This is a genomic window from Stutzerimonas stutzeri (assembly GCF_002890895.1).
GTDB classification, from domain to species: domain Bacteria; phylum Pseudomonadota; class Gammaproteobacteria; order Pseudomonadales; family Pseudomonadaceae; genus Stutzerimonas; species Stutzerimonas stutzeri_AB.
The window spans coordinates 127,448-143,950 of record NZ_POUL01000008.1; the positions used below are offsets into that span (position 1 = coordinate 127,448).

At 59.2% G+C, this 16,503-nt stretch carries 15 protein-coding genes and 1 tRNA gene; 3 read left to right on the plus strand and 13 right to left on the minus strand.

Translation table 11 applies throughout. The annotated features are described in order from the left end of the window. Window positions 1-109: 109 nt before the first annotated feature. The 5 genes from CXK96_RS15635 to rpsU all read right to left on the minus strand — a co-directional run bounded on the left by CXK96_RS15635 (window position 110) and on the right by rpsU (window position 5,715). Window positions 110-1,177 carry a tyrosine-type recombinase/integrase gene (locus CXK96_RS15635; protein WP_180981534.1) on the minus strand — a complete coding sequence of 356 codons (1,068 nt, stop codon included), beginning with the start codon at window positions 1,175-1,177 and terminating at the stop codon, window positions 110-112. Between the two features lie 127 nt (window positions 1,178-1,304). Then, window positions 1,305-1,381, minus strand: a tRNA-Ile gene (locus CXK96_RS15640). 118 nt (window positions 1,382-1,499) lie between these two features. Further along, on the minus strand, window positions 1,500-3,356 hold the full coding sequence (gene rpoD / locus CXK96_RS15645; RefSeq protein WP_102837364.1) for an RNA polymerase sigma factor RpoD: 1,857 nt from the start codon (window positions 3,354-3,356) through the stop codon (window positions 1,500-1,502). A gap of 67 nt (window positions 3,357-3,423) precedes the next feature. After that, a complete protein-coding gene (dnaG, locus tag CXK96_RS15650) occupies window positions 3,424-5,361 on the minus strand; it encodes a DNA primase (protein WP_102837365.1) in 1,938 nt (645 codons plus the stop codon). Between the two features lie 138 nt (window positions 5,362-5,499). After that, a complete protein-coding gene (gene rpsU / locus CXK96_RS15655; protein ID WP_003283508.1) occupies window positions 5,500-5,715 on the minus strand; it encodes a 30S ribosomal protein S21 in 216 nt (71 codons plus the stop codon). Between the two features lie 196 nt (window positions 5,716-5,911). On the opposite strand from rpsU, the gene tsaD reads away from it, so the two are divergent. After that, complete coding sequence (tsaD, locus tag CXK96_RS15660; protein ID WP_102837366.1) at window positions 5,912-6,937, plus strand: tRNA (adenosine(37)-N6)-threonylcarbamoyltransferase complex transferase subunit TsaD; 1,026 nt, start codon at window positions 5,912-5,914, stop codon at window positions 6,935-6,937. An 11-nt stretch (window positions 6,938-6,948) separates the two neighbouring features. On the opposite strand, the gene plsY is transcribed toward tsaD, so the two are convergent. Then, the gene (plsY, locus tag CXK96_RS15665; RefSeq protein ID WP_102837410.1) at window positions 6,949-7,518 is read right to left on the minus strand and encodes a glycerol-3-phosphate 1-O-acyltransferase PlsY; all 570 of its coding nucleotides are present in this window, start codon (window positions 7,516-7,518) and stop codon (window positions 6,949-6,951) included. Between the two features lie 75 nt (window positions 7,519-7,593). On the opposite strand from plsY, the gene folB reads away from it, so the two are divergent. Continuing rightward, window positions 7,594-7,947: a dihydroneopterin aldolase gene (gene folB, locus CXK96_RS15670; protein WP_102837367.1), complete on the plus strand. Its 354-nt coding sequence runs from the start codon at window positions 7,594-7,596 to the stop codon at window positions 7,945-7,947. Continuing rightward, the gene (gene folK, locus CXK96_RS15675; RefSeq protein ID WP_102837368.1) at window positions 7,938-8,474 is read left to right on the plus strand and encodes a 2-amino-4-hydroxy-6-hydroxymethyldihydropteridine diphosphokinase; all 537 of its coding nucleotides are present in this window, start codon (window positions 7,938-7,940) and stop codon (window positions 8,472-8,474) included. The genes folB and folK overlap by 10 nt, the downstream gene beginning before the upstream one ends. 56 nt (window positions 8,475-8,530) lie before the next feature. Here the strand turns inward: folK and CXK96_RS15680 are convergent, their stop codons facing one another. The 7 genes from CXK96_RS15680 to apaG form a co-directional block, all read right to left on the minus strand. Beyond that, window positions 8,531-9,748, minus strand: coding sequence for a multifunctional CCA addition/repair protein (locus tag CXK96_RS15680; RefSeq protein ID WP_102837369.1), 1,218 nt, complete (start codon window positions 9,746-9,748; stop codon window positions 8,531-8,533). A 91-nt stretch (window positions 9,749-9,839) separates the two neighbouring features. After that, on the minus strand, window positions 9,840-11,393 hold the full coding sequence (locus tag CXK96_RS15685; protein ID WP_102837370.1) for a SpoVR family protein: 1,554 nt from the start codon (window positions 11,391-11,393) through the stop codon (window positions 9,840-9,842). Window positions 11,394-11,403: 10 nt separating this feature from the next. Beyond that, entirely contained in the window at window positions 11,404-12,675 is a 1,272-nt protein-coding gene (locus CXK96_RS15690; RefSeq protein ID WP_046162877.1) for a YeaH/YhbH family protein, read from the minus strand. Between the two features lie 93 nt (window positions 12,676-12,768). Beyond that, complete coding sequence (locus CXK96_RS15695) at window positions 12,769-14,691, minus strand: PrkA family serine protein kinase (protein ID WP_045430704.1); 1,923 nt, start codon at window positions 14,689-14,691, stop codon at window positions 12,769-12,771. A gap of 270 nt (window positions 14,692-14,961) precedes the next feature. Then, window positions 14,962-15,291, minus strand: coding sequence for a thiosulfate sulfurtransferase GlpE (gene glpE, locus CXK96_RS15700; RefSeq protein ID WP_102837371.1), 330 nt, complete (start codon window positions 15,289-15,291; stop codon window positions 14,962-14,964). Then, complete coding sequence (locus CXK96_RS15705; protein WP_102837372.1) at window positions 15,288-16,109, minus strand: symmetrical bis(5'-nucleosyl)-tetraphosphatase; 822 nt, start codon at window positions 16,107-16,109, stop codon at window positions 15,288-15,290. Before CXK96_RS15705 ends, glpE begins: the two co-directional genes overlap by 4 nt. Continuing rightward, window positions 16,106-16,489 (minus strand): Co2+/Mg2+ efflux protein ApaG, encoded by a 384-nt coding sequence (gene apaG / locus CXK96_RS15710; protein WP_102837373.1) that lies wholly within the window; start codon window positions 16,487-16,489, stop codon window positions 16,106-16,108. The genes CXK96_RS15705 and apaG overlap by 4 nt, the downstream gene beginning before the upstream one ends. Window positions 16,490-16,503: the final 14 nt, after the last annotated feature.

The window sequence follows — 16,503 nt, forward strand, 5'->3', positions numbered from 1 at the left end:
CGCTTTCCAATCTTAGCCCCTTTTAAGCCGGCGGATTCTCAGCCGGGGTAAAAGGGGCTGGAGTCTTTGAGCTGTCAATGACGGGCGCGGAAATAGGGCGACCCATCGTTCACAAGCGCTTGGTATCAAGCTTATCCAATTTGCTCACCAAATCTTCCGCACGTAAGTGCGTGTAGCGCTTCAGCATCTGCATTGATTTATGCCCGCTGATAGCCGAGACCTCTTGGTCGGACAGACCACCTTCGACCAGCCGGCTTACCGCCTCGTGACGCAGATCGTGAAAACGTAGGTCGGGCATGCCGAGCTTGGTTTTCAGCAGCCCCCAGGTCTTGGTATAGGCGTACGGACGGCGCTTGCCGTTTTTACCTGGCTCGCCAAAGAACACTAAATCGCAGTCAATCGGACGTATTGGGTTGTTCAGTGCTGCCTGGAAGGTCTCCGTGGCCCATTTGCTAAGTGGGACGGTGCGTGCGCTGTCGTTCTTGGTGTCTGAGAGGCGCACCACGCGCTTTTTCATATCGACCTGATGCCTGCGAAGGGAAGTGATCTCGGATGAGCGCATGCCGGTTTCCAGCGCAATGCGGACGATCCAGCCAAGCATGGGGTTGCTGTGATTGTTTACGGCGGTCAGTAGGCGGCGTTCTTCTTCGGAAGACAAGCGCCGGTCTCGGCCTTCGCCGGGGCTAGGTTTACGGATGTTCAGCACGGGGTTGAAACTCAGGCCCAGGCCCCACTCCTGAATCGCCACCGTGAACAGATGGCTGAGCAAGGCCAGTTCCAGGCGTACGGTGTTGTTGCTGGTGGGCTTGCCGCGGTTAGTGATCGAGGCGAGTCGGGTATCGCGGTAGGTGGCGATGATCTCGGCGGAGAGGGCGGCCATGGAGTATTTGCCCAGATGGCTAATTAGCTGCTGGGCTTTGGTGGCTTCGGCGCGCTGGGTGGTCGGCTTCTTGGTGGGGCTGATTTCGCTAAGGTAGCGCTTCAGGGCCATTTCCAATGTCATGCGCTCGGAGCCGCTGCGCTGGATGTACACGCCTCTGACCATTTCGTCTTCCGTACGACGTGCCCAATCTTCGGCGTCGCGCTTGGTCCGGAAGGTTTTGGTGTTAGTCGGCCAACCAGTTTTGCGCACCAAAGCCTTCCAGGTGCCGGCAGGGGTTTTGACGATCGTGGCCATATTGAGCGAGCTCCAAGGAGTACAGGCGAACCGGCACTGTACTGAATTTGTACCTTGGGAACATAGGACTAGCTGAGCGGCTTTTCCATCGCGCATGAAAAAGCCGCGCAGTGCGCGGCTTTGGAGTTGGTGGGCCCACACGGACTCGAACCGTGGACCAAAGGATTATGAGTCCTCTGCTCTAACCAACTGAGCTATAGGCCCTCAGAGGCGGGCGGATTATACCGGTGGTGTTGCGTATGCGCCAAGCAAAGCTGTGCGCGCCGGACTGTTTTGCACGGCCAGAAAGGCAAAACCCCCGGCGCGGGCCGGGGGTTCTGGTTTACTCGTCGAGGAAGGAGCGCAGATGCTCGCTTCTCGTCGGGTGGCGCAGCTTGCGCAGCGCCTTGGCTTCGATCTGCCGGATCCGCTCGCGGGTGACATCGAACTGCTTGCCGACTTCCTCAAGGGTGTGGTCGGTGTTCATGTCGATGCCGAAGCGCATGCGCAGTACCTTGGCTTCCCGTGCGGTAAGGCCGGAGAGCACTTCGCGAGTGGCTTCCTTGAGGCTCTCCACGGTCGCCACGTCGATCGGCGATTGCATGGCGGAGTCTTCAATGAAGTCACCCAGATGCGAGTCTTCGTCGTCGCCGATCGGGGTTTCCATGGAGATCGGCTCTTTGGCGATCTTCAGTACCTTGCGGATCTTGTCCTCGGGCATTTCCATGCGTTCGCCGAGCTCTTCAGGCGTGGGCTCGCGGCCCATTTCCTGCAGCATCTGACGGGAGATGCGGTTGAGCTTGTTGATCGTCTCGATCATGTGGACCGGGATACGGATGGTCCGCGCCTGGTCGGCAATGGAGCGAGTGATCGCCTGGCGAATCCACCAGGTGGCGTAGGTCGAAAACTTGTAGCCGCGGCGGTATTCGAACTTGTCGACCGCTTTCATCAGGCCGATGTTGCCTTCCTGGATCAAGTCGAGGAATTGCAGGCCGCGGTTGGTGTACTTTTTGGCGATCGAAATAACCAGACGCAGGTTGGCCTCGACCATCTCTTTCTTGGCGCGGCGAGCCTTGGCTTCACCGATCGACATCCGACGGTTGATGTCCTTGATGTCGGCAATCGCCAGTACGCATTCTTCTTCCAGTGCGAGCAGCTTCTGCTGGCAGCGCTGAATGTCTTCCTTGCGTGCAGCAATGGCTTCGGCGTACTTGCTCTTGCCGCTAGCCAGCTTATCGGCCCAATCAAGGTCAGTTTCATTGTTAGGAAACTGGCGCAGGAAGTCTGCGCGCGGCATGCGTGCGTCACGAACGCAGATCTGCATGATCGCGCGTTCCTGGGCTCGGATCTGGGCCAGGGCGTCGCGTACACGTTCTACCAGCGCATCGTACTGCTTGGGGATGAGCTTGATCGGCATGAACAGGATGGCCAGTTCCTGCAGGGCATCGGTCGCCTGCTGGCTGCCGCGTCCATGCTTCTTCAGCGCCTTCTTGGCGACGTCGAGCTGTTCAGCGACTGCGCCGAAGCGAATGCGGGCAACTTCCGGATCCGGACCGCCATCGCCTTCTTCTTCTTCGCTGTCAGAATCGTCTTCGTCTTCGTCGTCCTTGTCGTCACCGGCCGGCTTTGCCGCTGCCTGCGGTGTAACTGGCTCGACTTCTGCCTGCGGGCCGGCTGCGCCGTCATCGTCAGGGTCGATATAACCGCTGAGAATGTCGGAGAGACGCCCACCTTCGGAGGTGACGCGATCGTAATCGGCGAGGATGCTGTCGACGGTACCCGGGAAGTGGGCGATAGCACTCATCACCTCACGAATGCCTTCCTCGATGCGTTTGGCGATTTCAATTTCGCCTTCGCGGGTCAGCAGTTCGACGGTACCCATTTCACGCATGTACATGCGCACGGGATCGGTGGTGCGGCCAATGTCGGTTTCGACAGCGGCAAGTGCCGCCGCGGCCTCTTCGGCTGCGGCTTCATCGGTATCGGCTTCGGCCAGCAACAGGGCATCGGCATCCGGGGCAACCTCGAATACATTGATACCCATGTCGTTGATCATGCGAATGATGTCTTCCACCTGTTCCGGATCGGAAATATCCTCCGGTAGGTGGTCATTGACCTCGGCGTAAGTCAGGTAACCCTGCTCACGGCCACGCTGGATCAATTCTTTGAGACGGGACTGCTGTTGCGCTTTTCCGGACATATAACCCTATCCACTGACGGTTCTGGCGGGCTGAAAACAAGCTGAGCATTATAGCCGAGCAAGGACCTCACGCGCCAGTTGAGGTCGATATAGCGGGTGTTGAGTTGCGATTTAGCAGGCTGCGCAGCTGCTCTTTCTCCTCTGCGCTGAGTTCACCCTGGCGAGCTTTACGTAGCAGCGTTTCAAGGCTGCGTTCGCGTTGTCTGGCAGCAAGACTTGTTATGGTGTCGAAAAACTGTTGTTCAAGGTTATCGGCCGAGATAAGCCATTCTTTCTCGGCAAGCGCGCGTAAAAGGCGCCCTTGGTCGGTTCCATGCCAGCGAGCTATCAATTGCAGGCTGCGCAGTTTGGGGTTCTTCTGCAGGGTTCCAAGTAGTGCGACTAGCAACTGGGCATAGGTGTCGTCTTCCGCCGCGAAGTGGCTAACATCTTCGACTTTCTGTGCGAGCTCCGGATGGTGTAGGAGTGTGCGTAGGGTCGTCAGTGCTGGTGGTTCCACTGCGGCGGGCGTTCTTGGGCCGCGCGGCTTTTTAAAGTCTGGACGCTGGCCGGGCTTTTTCCAGTCCTTTTTCCATTCTTTCTTGCTGCCCGGCTTCGGCTCGGTGGTGGTGGTGAGCGGTGCGTAATAGTCGCCTTCGTCATGCGCGGAGGCGGTGTCGTAGTAAATGCTGTCGTCATATTCCGGCGCGGCGCTCGGCGCTGCGGTGCTCATCTGCTGGAGTGCTTCGCTGTGCAGGCCGGTGATTTCCCCGAGGCGCTGCCGCATCAGTGCTCGCAGGTTGTTGCCGGGGATTTTTTCGATGAGCGGTGCCGCCAAGGTCGCCAGATGGGCTTTGCCTTCCAGTGAGCGTGGGTCTGCTTCTTCGCTGAGCTGCTGGAAAAAGTAATCTGCTAGCGGTTGAGCCTGTTGCTGGATTCGAGCCCTGAAGGCGTCGGTGCCTTCGCGGCGCACCAGGCTGTCCGGATCTTCGCCTTCTGGCAGAAACAGAAAACGCGCGCGGCGGCCGTCCTGCAGGTTAGGCAGCGCCGATTCCAGAGCGCGCCAGGCAGCCTTGCGGCCGGCTGCGTCACCGTCGAAGCAGAACAGCACGCTGGGTACGATACGAAACAGGCGCTTGAGGTGTTCGTCGCTGGTCGCTGTGCCCAGTGTCGCGACGGCATTGCGCAGCCCTTGCTGCGCCAGTGCAATGACGTCCATGTAGCCTTCTACGACCATGATCTCATCTAGGTCGCGATTGGTTTTGCGGGCCTCGTAGAGCCCGTAAAGCTCCTGGCCTTTATGAAATACCGGTGTTTCCGGCGAGTTCAGGTATTTCGGCTTGTCATCGCCCAGCACACGGCCGCCAAAGGCAATGACGCGCCCGCGGCTGTCGCGGATCGGGAACATCACACGGTCGCGGAAGCGGTCATAGCTTCGGCCGGTTTCGGCGTTTTCGATCAGCAGCCCGGCGTCAATCATGGCTTTTTGTTGAAGGGCGTCGCCCCCCAGGTGCTTCATCAGATTGTCCCAGCCGGGTGGAGCGAAGCCGAGGCCGAAATCCCTTGCGATAACGCCTGAAAGGCCGCGTCCTTTCAGGTATTCCACCGCGGCCTTGCGTGCCGGGTGCCCCTTTAGAGACTGCCGATAGTACTCGGCGGCGGATTCGAGCAGGGGGTATAGCGGCGAATCCACGGGCTGGCGTGGTTTGCGCCCTGGTCCGCTTTCTTCGCGCGGCACTTCCATGCCGGCGCGCTTGGCCAGCTCCTCGACTGCCTGCGGAAATTCCAGGCTGTCGTGATCCATGATGAAGCCGAGCGCGTTGCCTCCAGCGCCACAACCAAAGCAGTAGTAGAACTGCTTGTCCGGGCTCACGCTGAAGGACGGGGTCTTTTCCTTGTGGAACGGACAGCAGGCGGTGTAGTTCTTGCCTGCTTTTTTCAGTTGGATGCGCGAACTCACCACTTCGACGATGTCAGAGCGGTTGAGCAGGTCATCAATGAAAGATTGCGGGATCAAGCCGGCCATAGGGGTATGAGAATACGCTTGCAGTGTTCAGGCCGGAATGAAAAAAACTCCGGCCATTCGCCTGTTGGCGAAGCGGAGTCTCCTTCAAATGCAAAGCCCGGCATTGGCCGGGCTTGATGCAGCGTCAGCTGTACTGGATCAGTACAGGCGAACGCTGCGGCGCTGTTCGCGCTGCACTTTCTTGGCGTGACGCTTGACTGCGGCAGCAGCTTTACGCTTGCGCTCAGCAGTAGGCTTTTCGTAGAACTCACGGCTGCGGACTTCGGCCAGAACACCGGCCTTTTCGCAAGAACGCTTAAAGCGACGCAGAGCTACGTCGAATGGTTCGTTCTCTTTAACTTTAACGTTGGGCATCCAGGACGTACCTTCACTTGTTTACCGGTTACAACGCGCTTCGGCAAATATCGCGAGCACGCTGGTTTTAAGGGTTGCGGATGTTAACGCCTTGCCGCGTGGAATGCAAAGCCCCCTGATCGAAAAGCGCTGGTCGGTCGCTGGCCCCGGCGATTAATATGCGCGGCTTCATTCGCTTCTTTGGAAGGTCGTGCCCATGTTGGTACTGGGGCTGGAAACTTCATGCGACGAGACCGGCGTCGCGCTGTATGACAGCGAGCACGGCCTGCTGGCCGACGCCCTGTTCAGTCAGATCGATCTGCACCGCGTCTATGGGGGGGTGGTGCCAGAGCTGGCGTCCCGTGATCACGTCAAACGGATGCTGCCATTGATCCGTCAGGTACTCGAGGAAGCCGGGCGCGAATCGAGTCAAATTGATGCGGTGGCCTACACGGCAGGCCCTGGTCTGGTCGGGGCGCTGTTGGTTGGCGCCTCCTGCGCCCAGGCAATGGCGTTTGCTTGGGGTGTGCCTGCAGTGGGGATTCACCATATGGAAGGGCACCTTCTGGCGCCAATGCTCGAAGAACAGCCGCCGGCGTTTCCCTTCGTTGCGTTGCTGGTTTCCGGTGGGCATACACAGTTGGTTCGAGTCGATGGCATTGGCCGCTATGAACTGCTGGGCGAATCGGTGGACGACGCCGCCGGAGAAGCGTTCGACAAGACGGCGAAGCTGATGGGGCTACGCTATCCCGGCGGTCCCGAGATCGCAGCGCTTGCCGAGCGCGGCACGCCGGGTCGTTTCACCTTTCCCCGACCAATGACCGATCGTCCCGGGCTCGATTTCAGTTTCAGCGGCCTCAAGACGTCCACCCTGACGACCTGGCAGCAACGTCAGAGTGCCGGCGATGAGGGCGAGCAAACGCGCTGTGATATCGCGCTGGCTTTTCAGCAAGCCGTTGTCGATACGCTGACCATCAAATGTCGACGTGCTTTGCAGCAGACGGGTTTGCACAGTCTGGTCATCGCCGGTGGCGTGAGCGCCAATACGGCATTGCGCCAGAGTCTGGAAACGATGCTCGCCGAACTGAAAGGGCGGGTGTTCTATGCCCGTCCGCGTTTCTGTACCGACAATGGGGCGATGATTGCCTACGCCGGCTGCCAGCGTTTGCTGGCTGGCCAGCAGGATGGCCCCGAGATTTCGGTACAGGCGCGCTGGCCAATGGAAACGCTTCCGGCGATTTGACGCCGGTTAGCTTAAAAATGTCGCTCTCTGCCTTTAGACAGGTCGCGCAGGTTGTTACGGTGACGCCAGGCGACGAGCGCGGCCAGCAATGCCATAGGCCAGAGCGCCGTAGGTTGCATCCAGGCAAGAAAGGGCAGGCAGAGCGGTAGTGCGACCAGTGCGGCCAGTGAACTGGTGCGTGACAATGTGAAAACAGCCAGCCAGATGAGCAGCGCCAGCAATGCCGTTGCGGGATGCAGGCCAAGCAAGACGCCAGCGGCGGTGGCCACGCCTTTGCCCCCACGGAAGCGGAAGTACAGCGGATATGAGTGGCCCAGTACGGCGGCAAGGCCGATCCAGGCTTGTTGCTCGATCGTCAGGCCCAGTGCGGCGGCAAGCAGCACCGGCAGTAGGCCTTTGAGCAAATCGCCGAACAGGGTGCTGATGGCCAGGCCTCTGCCGGCCAGGCGCAGCATGTTGGTGGCGCCGGGATTGCCGGAACCGTTTGCACGGGGATCGGGTGCACCGGTCAGGCGACTGAGTAGAATGGCGAATGAAAGCGAGCCGGTCAGATAGGCGAGCAGTGCTAATTGCCAGAACATGGCATCCATCCGGGGCAGGGAGCTCCTGAGTCTAACGGCCTGTAGTGAAGTTGTCGTGCCGTGGGAGAACGTTGCGTGGATACAGTTTTCATCGAAGGGCTGGAAGTGGATACGCTGATCGGCGCTTATGATTGGGAGCGCGGCATTCGCCAATGCCTGCGTCTGGACCTGACCCTTGGCTGGGACATTCGACCTGCCGCGCAAAATGACGAGCTGGACAAAGCGTTGGACTACGCCGAAGTGACTGCCGCCATCGATCGGTTCGCGCAGGCGTCACGTTTCGAGCTGGTGGAAACCTTTGCCGAACGCCTGGCGGGCACTCTGATGAGCCAGTTCGGCATTCCCTGGCTGCGGCTTCGGGTGACCAAGCCTGGGGTCAACCCGCGCGCCAAAGCGTTAGGTGTGGAGATCGAACGCGGATGTCTCTGACGCGCGTACTGCTGGGGCTCGGCAGCAATAACCAACGTAAACGGAATCTGACTGCCGGTCTCGATGCGCTGGAAAAGCTGCTCGGAGAGATGCGCTGCTCGCCCGTTTTTGAAAGCCTTGCTGTGGGTTATAAGGGCGACCATTTCTACAATCTCGTCGTTTCCGGTAACACCGACTTGCCCTTGATGGAGCTGGACCGACGGCTCAAGTTCATCGAAGCGGACAATGGACGCTGCGCGCCTGACCGCAAAGGTCTGCCGCTGGATATCGATGTGTTGATGTATGGCGACTTGCAGGGCAATTTTCACGGCTTGCAGCTGCCGCGGCCGGAGACGCTGAAGAACGCCTTCGTGCTCTGGCCATTGGCATTGCTGGAGCCGGATGTCGTCCACCCCGAGGCGGGGCGACGCTTTGCTGAGCTGTGGCAAGAGGCGGACATCGAGCAGCAGCTGTGGCCCGTGCGTTTCCAGTGGAAAGGCGAGGAACTGACGCCGGCATCGTTGTTGCTCGCCGCAGATCAGCGCTAGCGTTGCCGGCGCTAACCTTCCGTTGCTTCGGCTTGTGGCGCGGTAACCGGTGCTGATCAGTTGGCGTCGTGCTGGTGAAGACGCTGGTATTGGCGGACGGCTTCGAGCCGTTCACGCTTGAGAGCTTCGCCCAGCTCCGCACCCTTGAAACCTTGATCAATAAGTGGTTTTACCTGCACGGCGCGAACGTGCTCGGCAGCGCCGCGCAGATATTCGGCTTGCGGATAGGGATGCCCTTCGTGACGACTCTGTGCGTCCATGGCGCAGCAGGCGACGAACTGTTCGAAGCGCCCCGGGCGGCGGTAGATATCGAAATGCTGCAGCAACTCGAACAGCGTTAGCGCTGGCAGCGACATTGCCTGATGGCCGAGTTGGTGGAATTCGCCGACCAGTCTGGCCAGCTCCTGGCACTCTCGTGGCACCTTGTAGCGTGCATTGATGACGTCGATCGTTGTCGCGGCTGCTTGGGTCGGTGCCGGGCCTGGGGCATCGAGGTTTTGGGGTTGGCCCAGCGGCATGAGCAGACAGGCCCAGCGCACACTTAATGGTTGAGCATGGATAGCGCACCTATGTAGCACCTTGAGCGTGTGCTTACTGGTCTGCGTACCATCCTTGAGCGGCGCTGTTGAGTTGAACAGTAGATCGACTTCTGGAAACAGTTCCTTCAGCGCGCCGCAGTCGCGCAGCACCTGCACGAATACGTCCGGACGCGGCTCCATTAACGCGCGGGAAATTTCCTTCCAGCTACGCTCCGGTGTCAACGCCAGTAGCTCACCCGATTCGGCGAGCTGACGCATCAGCACCTGGGTTTCGGGCGCGACGGTAAAACCGAGTTCGGCATAACGCGCAGCAAAGCGCGCCACGCGCAACACGCGCAATGGATCTTCGGCGAACGCGGGGGAAACGTGCCTCAGCTGGCGAGCGGCGAGGTCTGACTGGCCGCCGTAGGGGTCGATCAGCTGGCCCTGCTCATCCTCGGCCATAGCGTTGATGGTCAGGTCGCGGCGTATCAAGTCTTCTTCGAGAGTCACTTCGGGGCTGGCATAGAAGGTGAATCCACCATAACCCCGACCGCTTTTGCGCTCGGTACGGGCCAGTGCGTATTCCTCGCCGGTGACAGGGTGGAGGAACACCGGAAAATCCGCACCTACCGGGCGAAAGCCCTTGGCCTGCATTTCCTCGGCACTGGAGCCGACTACCACCCAGTCCACTTCTGTCACTGGGCGACCCAACAACCGGTCACGTACCGCTCCGCCGACTTTATAGATTTGCATGCAACCCTCCGTTGCGGCGGAGGATAAACGAATGCCCCGAGGCAGCAAGCTGCGACTGCTCGGGGCCTCGATTTGCCGCGATAGACGACCGTCAGATGGGCGGCAGCGCTAGGTTCATGCCGGGGTACTTGGCCTCGACATCCGGCTCGGTCCTTGGCGGCATGTGGTGGGTAGCGATCAGCTTGTCGTCCTGCATCGACTGTAGGTGCACGTCGAAGCCCCAGAGCCGATGCAAGTGCTTGAGAACCTCATCGGTCGAGCCGCCCAGGGGCTTGCGATCGTGTTGCTGGTGGCGCAGGGTCAACGAGCGATCACCGCGGCGATCGACGCTCCAGACCTGCACATTGGGTTCGCGATTGCCGAGGTTGTATTGCGCTGCCAGCAGTTCGCGGATGGCGTGATAGCCGTTTTCGTCGTGGATGGCGGGGACCAGCAGCTCGTCCTTGTGGTCATCATCGAGGATGCTGAACAGCTTGAGGTCGCGGATGACCTTGGGCGAGAGGAACTGCAAGATGAAGCTTTCATCCTTGAAGTTGTTCATCGCGAACTTGACCGTGGTGAGCCAGTCGCTGCCTGCAATGTCCGGGAACCAGCGTTTGTCTTCGTCGGTCGGGTGCTCGCAAATCCGGCGGATGTCCTGGTACATCGCGAAGCCCAGGGTGTAGGGGTTGATGCCGCTGTAGTAGGGGCTGTCAAAGCCGGGTTGATAAATGACGCTGGTGTGCGACTGCAGGAACTCCATCATGAAGCCATCGGTGACTAGGCCTTCATCGTAGAGGTCGTTCAAAAGTGTGTAATGCCAGAAGGTCGCCCAACCCTCATTCATCACCTGCGTCTGGCGCTGCGGATAGAAATACTGCGCGATCTTGCGCACGATTCGCACCACCTCGCGCTGCCAAGGTTCCAACAGCGGCGCATGCTTTTCGATGAAGTAGAGAATGTTCTCCTGCGGTTCGACCGGGAAGCGCTGGTCTCGCTGGCGCTCATCTTCTTTCTCACCAAACTTGGGAATGGTTCGCCAGAGGTCGTTGATCTGCTTTTGCAGATGCTCTTCACGATCCTTTTGCCGCCGCCGCTCTTCCTCGGCTGAAATCGGATAGGGGCGCTTGTAGCGGTCGACACCATAATTCATCAGTGCATGGCAGGAATCGAGCAGGTCCTCCACCGCATCGATGCCGTGTCGCTCCTCGCACTGCATGATGTACTGCTTGGCGAACACCAGGTAATCGATGATCGAGCTGGCGTCAGTCCAGGTGCGGAACAGATAGTTGCCTTTGAAAAAACTGTTATGCCCATAGCTCGCGTGGGCGATGACCAGGGCCTGCATGGTGATGGTGTTTTCTTCCATGAGGTAGGCGATGCAAGGATCGGAGTTGATCACGATCTCGTACGCCAGGCCCATCTGCCCGCGGGTGTAGGATTTCTCCGTGCTGAGGAAATGCTTGCCGTAGGACCAGTGGTGGTAGCCCAGCGGCATGCCTACCGAGGCATAGGCGTCCATCATCTGCTCGGCAGTGATGACCTCAATCTGGTTGGGGTAGGTGTCCAGCGCATAGCGCTCGGCGATGCGGCCGATCTCGCGGTCGTAGGTACGGATCAGGTCGAAGGTCCATTCCGAGCCGGTGGAAATGGGCTGTCGTTTCATGCTGCTTACCTCAGCTAGCCATGCGCCGCTGGAAGAGTTCGCGGAACACTGGATAAATGTCCCCGGCAGTCACCAGCTGCTGCTGGGCGAACGAGTCGCCGAAGGCCTCGGCCACTTGGTTGTATTCGTACCACAGTGCTTGATGTTCGCGAGGGGTGATTTCGACGTAGGAGAAGTACTGGACGAACGGCATGATCTGGTTGATCAGGATGTCGCGACAAACCGGCGAGTCGTCGTTCCAGTTATCGCCGTCCGACGCCTGGGCAGCGTAAATATTCCACTCGTTGGCCGGATACCGCTCGGCCATGATCTCCTGCATCATTTTCAGGGCACTGGAGACGATGGTGCCGCCCGTTTCGCGCGAATAGAAGAACTCTTCCTCGTCGACTTCCTTCGCGCTGGTGTGATGGCGAATGAACACCACCTCGATCTTGTCGTAGTTTCGCTTGAGGAACAGGTACAAGAGGATGAAGAAACGCTTGGCAATGTCCTTGGTGGCCTGAGTCATCGAACCGGACACGTCCATCAGGCAGAACATCACAGCCTTGGAGCTGGGGTTCGGGTGTTTCACCAGCAGGTTGTACTTGAGGTCGAACGTGTCGAGGAATGGCACCCGGTGAATGCGGGCGCTGAGCCGCTCGATTTCCTCTTCAGCGGCCTGGATGTCAGTGAAGTTGGCGGGTTCTTCCAGCTTGAGTCGCGCCAGTTCGGCCTTGACCTCGCGCAGCTTGGCGCGGCTGCTACCCGACAGGGCGATACGGCGCGCATGCGCCGAGCGCAGGGTTCGAACGATGTTGATACGGGACGGATTGCCCTCGTTGCTGATGCCGGCGCGGACCGTCTTGAAGGTGTCGGTACCGGTCAGGTGGCGTTTGACCAGATTGGGCAATTCCAGATCCTCGAACATGAAGTCGAGAAACTCTTCCTGGGTGATCTGAAAGACAAAGTCGTCCATGCCTTCGCCGCTGTTGCTGGCCTGGCCAGCCCCTTGGCCGCCGCCACCGCCTTGTGGGCGGGGGATGCGCTCGCCGGCAATGAACTCCTTGTTTCCGGGATGCACGATGGTTTGCCGACCGCCGCGTCCGTGATGGAGGATTGGCTCATCGGTATCTCGTCCGGGGATGCTGATCTGTTCGCCGTGCTCCATATCGGTGATGGAACGGCGTCCGACAGCCTCCTCCACGGCTTTCTTGATGTGTCCTCGGTATCGCTGCAAGAAGCGCTGGCGATTAACCGTGCTCTTGTTTTTGCCGTTTAGACGGCGGTCGATCACGTAACTCATACGAGCCCTCCGGGCTGAGCTGGAAGTCGTGAGCCGGGAGCCGGAAGCGTGCTGCTTTGGCTTCCAGCTCCGACCCCATGCCCTCAGCTGCTCTTACTGCGATTTACGTACGCGCAGATACCACTCCGAGAGCAGGCGTACCTGCTTCTCGGTGTAGCCGCGCTCGACCATGCGCACGACAAAGTCGTTGTGCTTTTTCTGATCTTCCTTGCTGGCCTTGGCGTTGAAGCTGATGACCGGAAGCAGGTCCTCGGTGTTGGAGAACATTTTCTTCTCGATCACCACGCGCAGCTTCTCGTAGCTGAGCCAGGATGGGTTCTTGCCGTTGTTGTTGGCGCGGGCGCGCAGCACGAAGTTGACGATCTCGTTGCGGAAGTCCTTCGGGTTGCTGATGCCGGCCGGCTTCTCGATCTTCTCCAGTTCTTCGTTGAGCGCCATACGGTTGAGGATTTCGCCGGTTTCCGGGTCCCGGTATTCCTGATCCTGAATCCAGAAATCCGCATAGAGCACGTAGCGGTCGAAGATGTTCTGACCGTACTCGCTGTAAGACTCGAGATAGGCGGTCTGGATTTCCTTGCCGATGAAGTCGACGTAGCGCGGCGCCAGGTACTCCTTGATGAAGCGCAGGTAGCGCTCGCGCACCTCGGCTGGGAATTGCTCCTGCTCGATCTGTTGTTCCAGTACGTACAACAGATGCACCGGGTTGGCGGCGATCTCGTGCGGATCAAAGTTGAACACCTTGGACAGGATCTTGAAGGCGAAGCGGGTGGAAAGCCCATTCATGCCCTCGTCGACCCCGGCCGTGTCGCGATATTCCTGCATCGACTTGGCCTTGGGGTCAGTGTCCTTGAGGTTCTCACCGTCGTAGACCCGCATCTTCGAGTAGATGTTGGAGTTTTCCGGTTCCTTCAGGCGGCTCAGCACTGAGAACTGCGCCAGCATCTTCAGCGTATCGGGCGCGCAGTGGGCTTTCGACAGCGAGCTATTGAACAGCAGCTTGTCGTAGATCTTGATCTCGTCGCTCACCCGCAGGCAGTACGGCACCTTGACGATGTAGATCCGGTCGATGAAGGCTTCGTTATTCTTATTGTTGCGGAACGTATGCCATTCAGACTCGTTGGAGTGGGCCAGCAAGATGCCGTTATACGGGATCGCGCCGAGACCCTCGGTACTGTTGTAGTTGCCTTCCTGAGTGGCGGTCAGCAGCGGGTGCAGCACCTTGATCGGTGCCTTGAACATTTCGACGAACTCCATCATGCCCTGGTTGGCGCGGCACAGCGCGCCTGAGTAGCTGTAGGCGTCGGCGTCGTTCTGCGGAAATTCTTCAAGCTTGCGGATATCGACCTTGCCCACCAGCGCCGAGATGTCTTGGTTGTTCTCGTCGCCCGGCTCGGTCTTGGCCACCGCGATCTGATTGAGGATCGAGGGATAGAGCTTGACTACGCGGAACTGGCTGATATCGCCGCCGAACTCCTGTAGGCGCTTAGTGGCCCAGGGCGACATGATTGAGCTGAGGTAGCGACGGGGAATGCCGTAATCCTCTTCTAGGATCTGTGCATCTTCAGCCGGATTGAACAGCCCCAAGGGCGACTCGAATACAGGCGAGCCCTTGATCGCATAGAAGGGTACTCGCTCCATCAGTTGCTTGAGCTTCTCGGCGAGCGATGACTTACCGCCGCCCACCGGGCCCAGCAAATAGAGGATCTGCTTCTTCTCCTCCAGGCCCTGCGCGGCGTGGCGGAAATAGGAAACGATCTGGTCGATGCAATCTTCCATTCCGTGGAAGTCTTCAAAGGCGGGATACCGGCGGATGACTTTGTTGGAGAAAATCCGCGAAAGTCTCGAGTCGGCAGACGTGTCGATCAGTTCGGGCTCGCCAATCGCCATCAACAGGCGTTCGGCTGCAGTTGCGTAGGTTCCCCGGTCTTCCTTGCACAGGTCGAGGTATTCCTGAAGCGAATACTCTTCCTGACGGGTTGCTTCGAATCGTTGCTGGAAATGGCTGAAAATGCTCATTGACTTCACCTCGGACGATGCTCGGAGCCGGTGTTGTCATCAGGCATTCAGGTACGGCCGACTTAGCGGCCTGTGGAGTTCCCCCGAACACCTGATGGTCGAAACTGAGGCCCGGTAGCCGCTCTACGGCTTCCACCTGTTTGGATGGCCTGAACTGAAGGATAGTTCGGATTCAGCGAATTCAAGGGAAGAGAGCTGTTTTTGCCGCTGCGTTTCGTCGGAAGGGAGGCTCAAGGCCGCGTTATCTACGGCCTAGGGCGGGGTTATTTTTTAAGCGGGATCGCCTTGCTCCGTCTCTTGCGGAAACGCCTGTCGCCAAAGTTCGAAGCCACCGTCAAGGCTGTAGACGTCAGAGAAACCCTGATTTACGAGGTAGGCGGCTGCACTCTGGCTGGAGTTGCCGTGGTAGCAGACAACGATCAGCGGCTGGTCGAGATCAGCAGCCGCGATGAAGTCTGGCAAAGATTGATTGTCCAGATGTGTCGAGCCGGTGACGTGACCATTGGCGAAGCTGTCCGGGTCGCGTATGTCGACGAATACACCGCCTTCACTGCGCAGCGATTGCGCCTGCTGGGGCGAAATACGTTTGAATTCAGTCATGGCTTGGCCTCGCAGTCACAGCTGTACAGTTCGTTGCTGTCGATGTTCATCAGTGTCATGGAATTGCCCCATACGCAGCCGGTGTCTAGCGCGTATACGTTCGGCTCGTCGCAGTTGCCTTCCAGTGCCGCCCAGTGGCCGAAAATGATCTTTTCGCCCCGGGTCTTGCGAGTGGGATGGCTGAACCAGGGCGCGAACCCGGCGGGCGCCGAGTCGAGCCCTTCTTTGGCTTCGAGGTCGAGGGTCCCGTCGGCTTTGCAGAAGCGCATCCGGGTGAAATAGTTGGTAATCAGCCGCAGCCTTGGGATGCCGTGTAGCTCCTTGCTCCACTTGGCCGGCTGGTTGCCGTACATGCCGTCAAGGAAGGGTTGCAGCATGGCGTCATCGCGAAGCGCCTGCTCGACCTCGGCCGCCCGGCGCAGGGACTTGCTCAACGTCCATTGCGGAGGGATGCCTGCGTGGACCATGGTGATCTGGCGTTCGGCATCGTGATGGACCAGTTTCTGCTGACGCAGCCAGAAGATCAGATCGGCTCGGTCGGGCGCATCGAGGATTGGCTGGAGCGTATCAGACTTCTTCAGCCGCTCGACCTTGTGCGTCACGGCCAGCAGGTGCAGGTCATGGTTACCCAAGACGGTTACACCTGAGCTGCCCAGATCACGTGCGAAACGCAGCGATTCGAGCGATTGCGGGCCGCGGTTGACCAGATCGCCCGCCAGCCACAGACAGTCGCGCGAAGGGCTGAAATCGACTTGCTTGAGCAGGCAAAGCAGGGGTTCCAGGCAACCTTGCAGGTCGCCGACAGCGTAGGTAGTCAATGCAAGGCTCCCGGTACGGCCAGCCGAAACGGCGCGATCGTGGCATCGAAGCGGTGTCCGTCTTCAGCAAACATCTGAAAACTGCCTTGCATCGTGCCGACGCGTGACGCCATCAGCGTGCCGCTGGTGTAGACATGGCGATGGCCGGGGGCTAGGACCGGCTGCTCACCGACCACGCCTTCGCCGCGCACTTCCTGCACCTGACCGTCGCCGTCCGTGATGATCCAGTGGCGTGACAGCAATTGCGCAGTGACCTGGCCCTTGTTTTCGATGGTGACGGTGTAGGCAAAGGCAAAGCGGTTTTGCTCTGGCTGTGACTGGTCAGCGAGATAGGCTGGGCGGACCGTGACGTCGATCCGGTAGCGGAGGTCTTCAGACATGGTGTGCTCCTTCG

Coding starts and splice junctions, on each gene's coding strand:
- rpsU (WP_003283508.1), bottom strand. CDS start 5,715: ATGCCCAACGTTAAAGTTAAAGAGAACGAACCATTCGACGTAGCTCTG.
- tsaD (WP_102837366.1), top strand. CDS start 5,912: ATGTTGGTACTGGGGCTGGAAACTTCATGCGACGAGACCGGCGTCGCG.
- apaG (WP_102837373.1), bottom strand. CDS start 16,489: ATGTCTGAAGACCTCCGCTACCGGATCGACGTCACGGTCCGCCCAGCC.
- folK (WP_102837368.1), top strand. CDS start 7,938: ATGTCTCTGACGCGCGTACTGCTGGGGCTCGGCAGCAATAACCAACGT.
- CXK96_RS15685 (WP_102837370.1), bottom strand. CDS start 11,393: ATGAAACGACAGCCCATTTCCACCGGCTCGGAATGGACCTTCGACCTG.
- dnaG (WP_102837365.1), bottom strand. CDS start 5,361: ATGGCCGGCTTGATCCCGCAATCTTTCATTGATGACCTGCTCAACCGC.
- glpE (WP_102837371.1), bottom strand. CDS start 15,291: ATGACTGAATTCAAACGTATTTCGCCCCAGCAGGCGCAATCGCTGCGC.
- CXK96_RS15695 (WP_045430704.1), bottom strand. CDS start 14,691: ATGAGCATTTTCAGCCATTTCCAGCAACGATTCGAAGCAACCCGTCAG.
- CXK96_RS15680 (WP_102837369.1), bottom strand. CDS start 9,748: ATGCAAATCTATAAAGTCGGCGGAGCGGTACGTGACCGGTTGTTGGGT.
- CXK96_RS15635 (WP_180981534.1), bottom strand. CDS start 1,177: ATGGCCACGATCGTCAAAACCCCTGCCGGCACCTGGAAGGCTTTGGTG.
- CXK96_RS15690 (WP_046162877.1), bottom strand. CDS start 12,675: ATGAGTTACGTGATCGACCGCCGTCTAAACGGCAAAAACAAGAGCACG.
- rpoD (WP_102837364.1), bottom strand. CDS start 3,356: ATGTCCGGAAAAGCGCAACAGCAGTCCCGTCTCAAAGAATTGATCCAG.
- plsY (WP_102837410.1), bottom strand. CDS start 7,518: ATGTTCTGGCAATTAGCACTGCTCGCCTATCTGACCGGCTCGCTTTCA.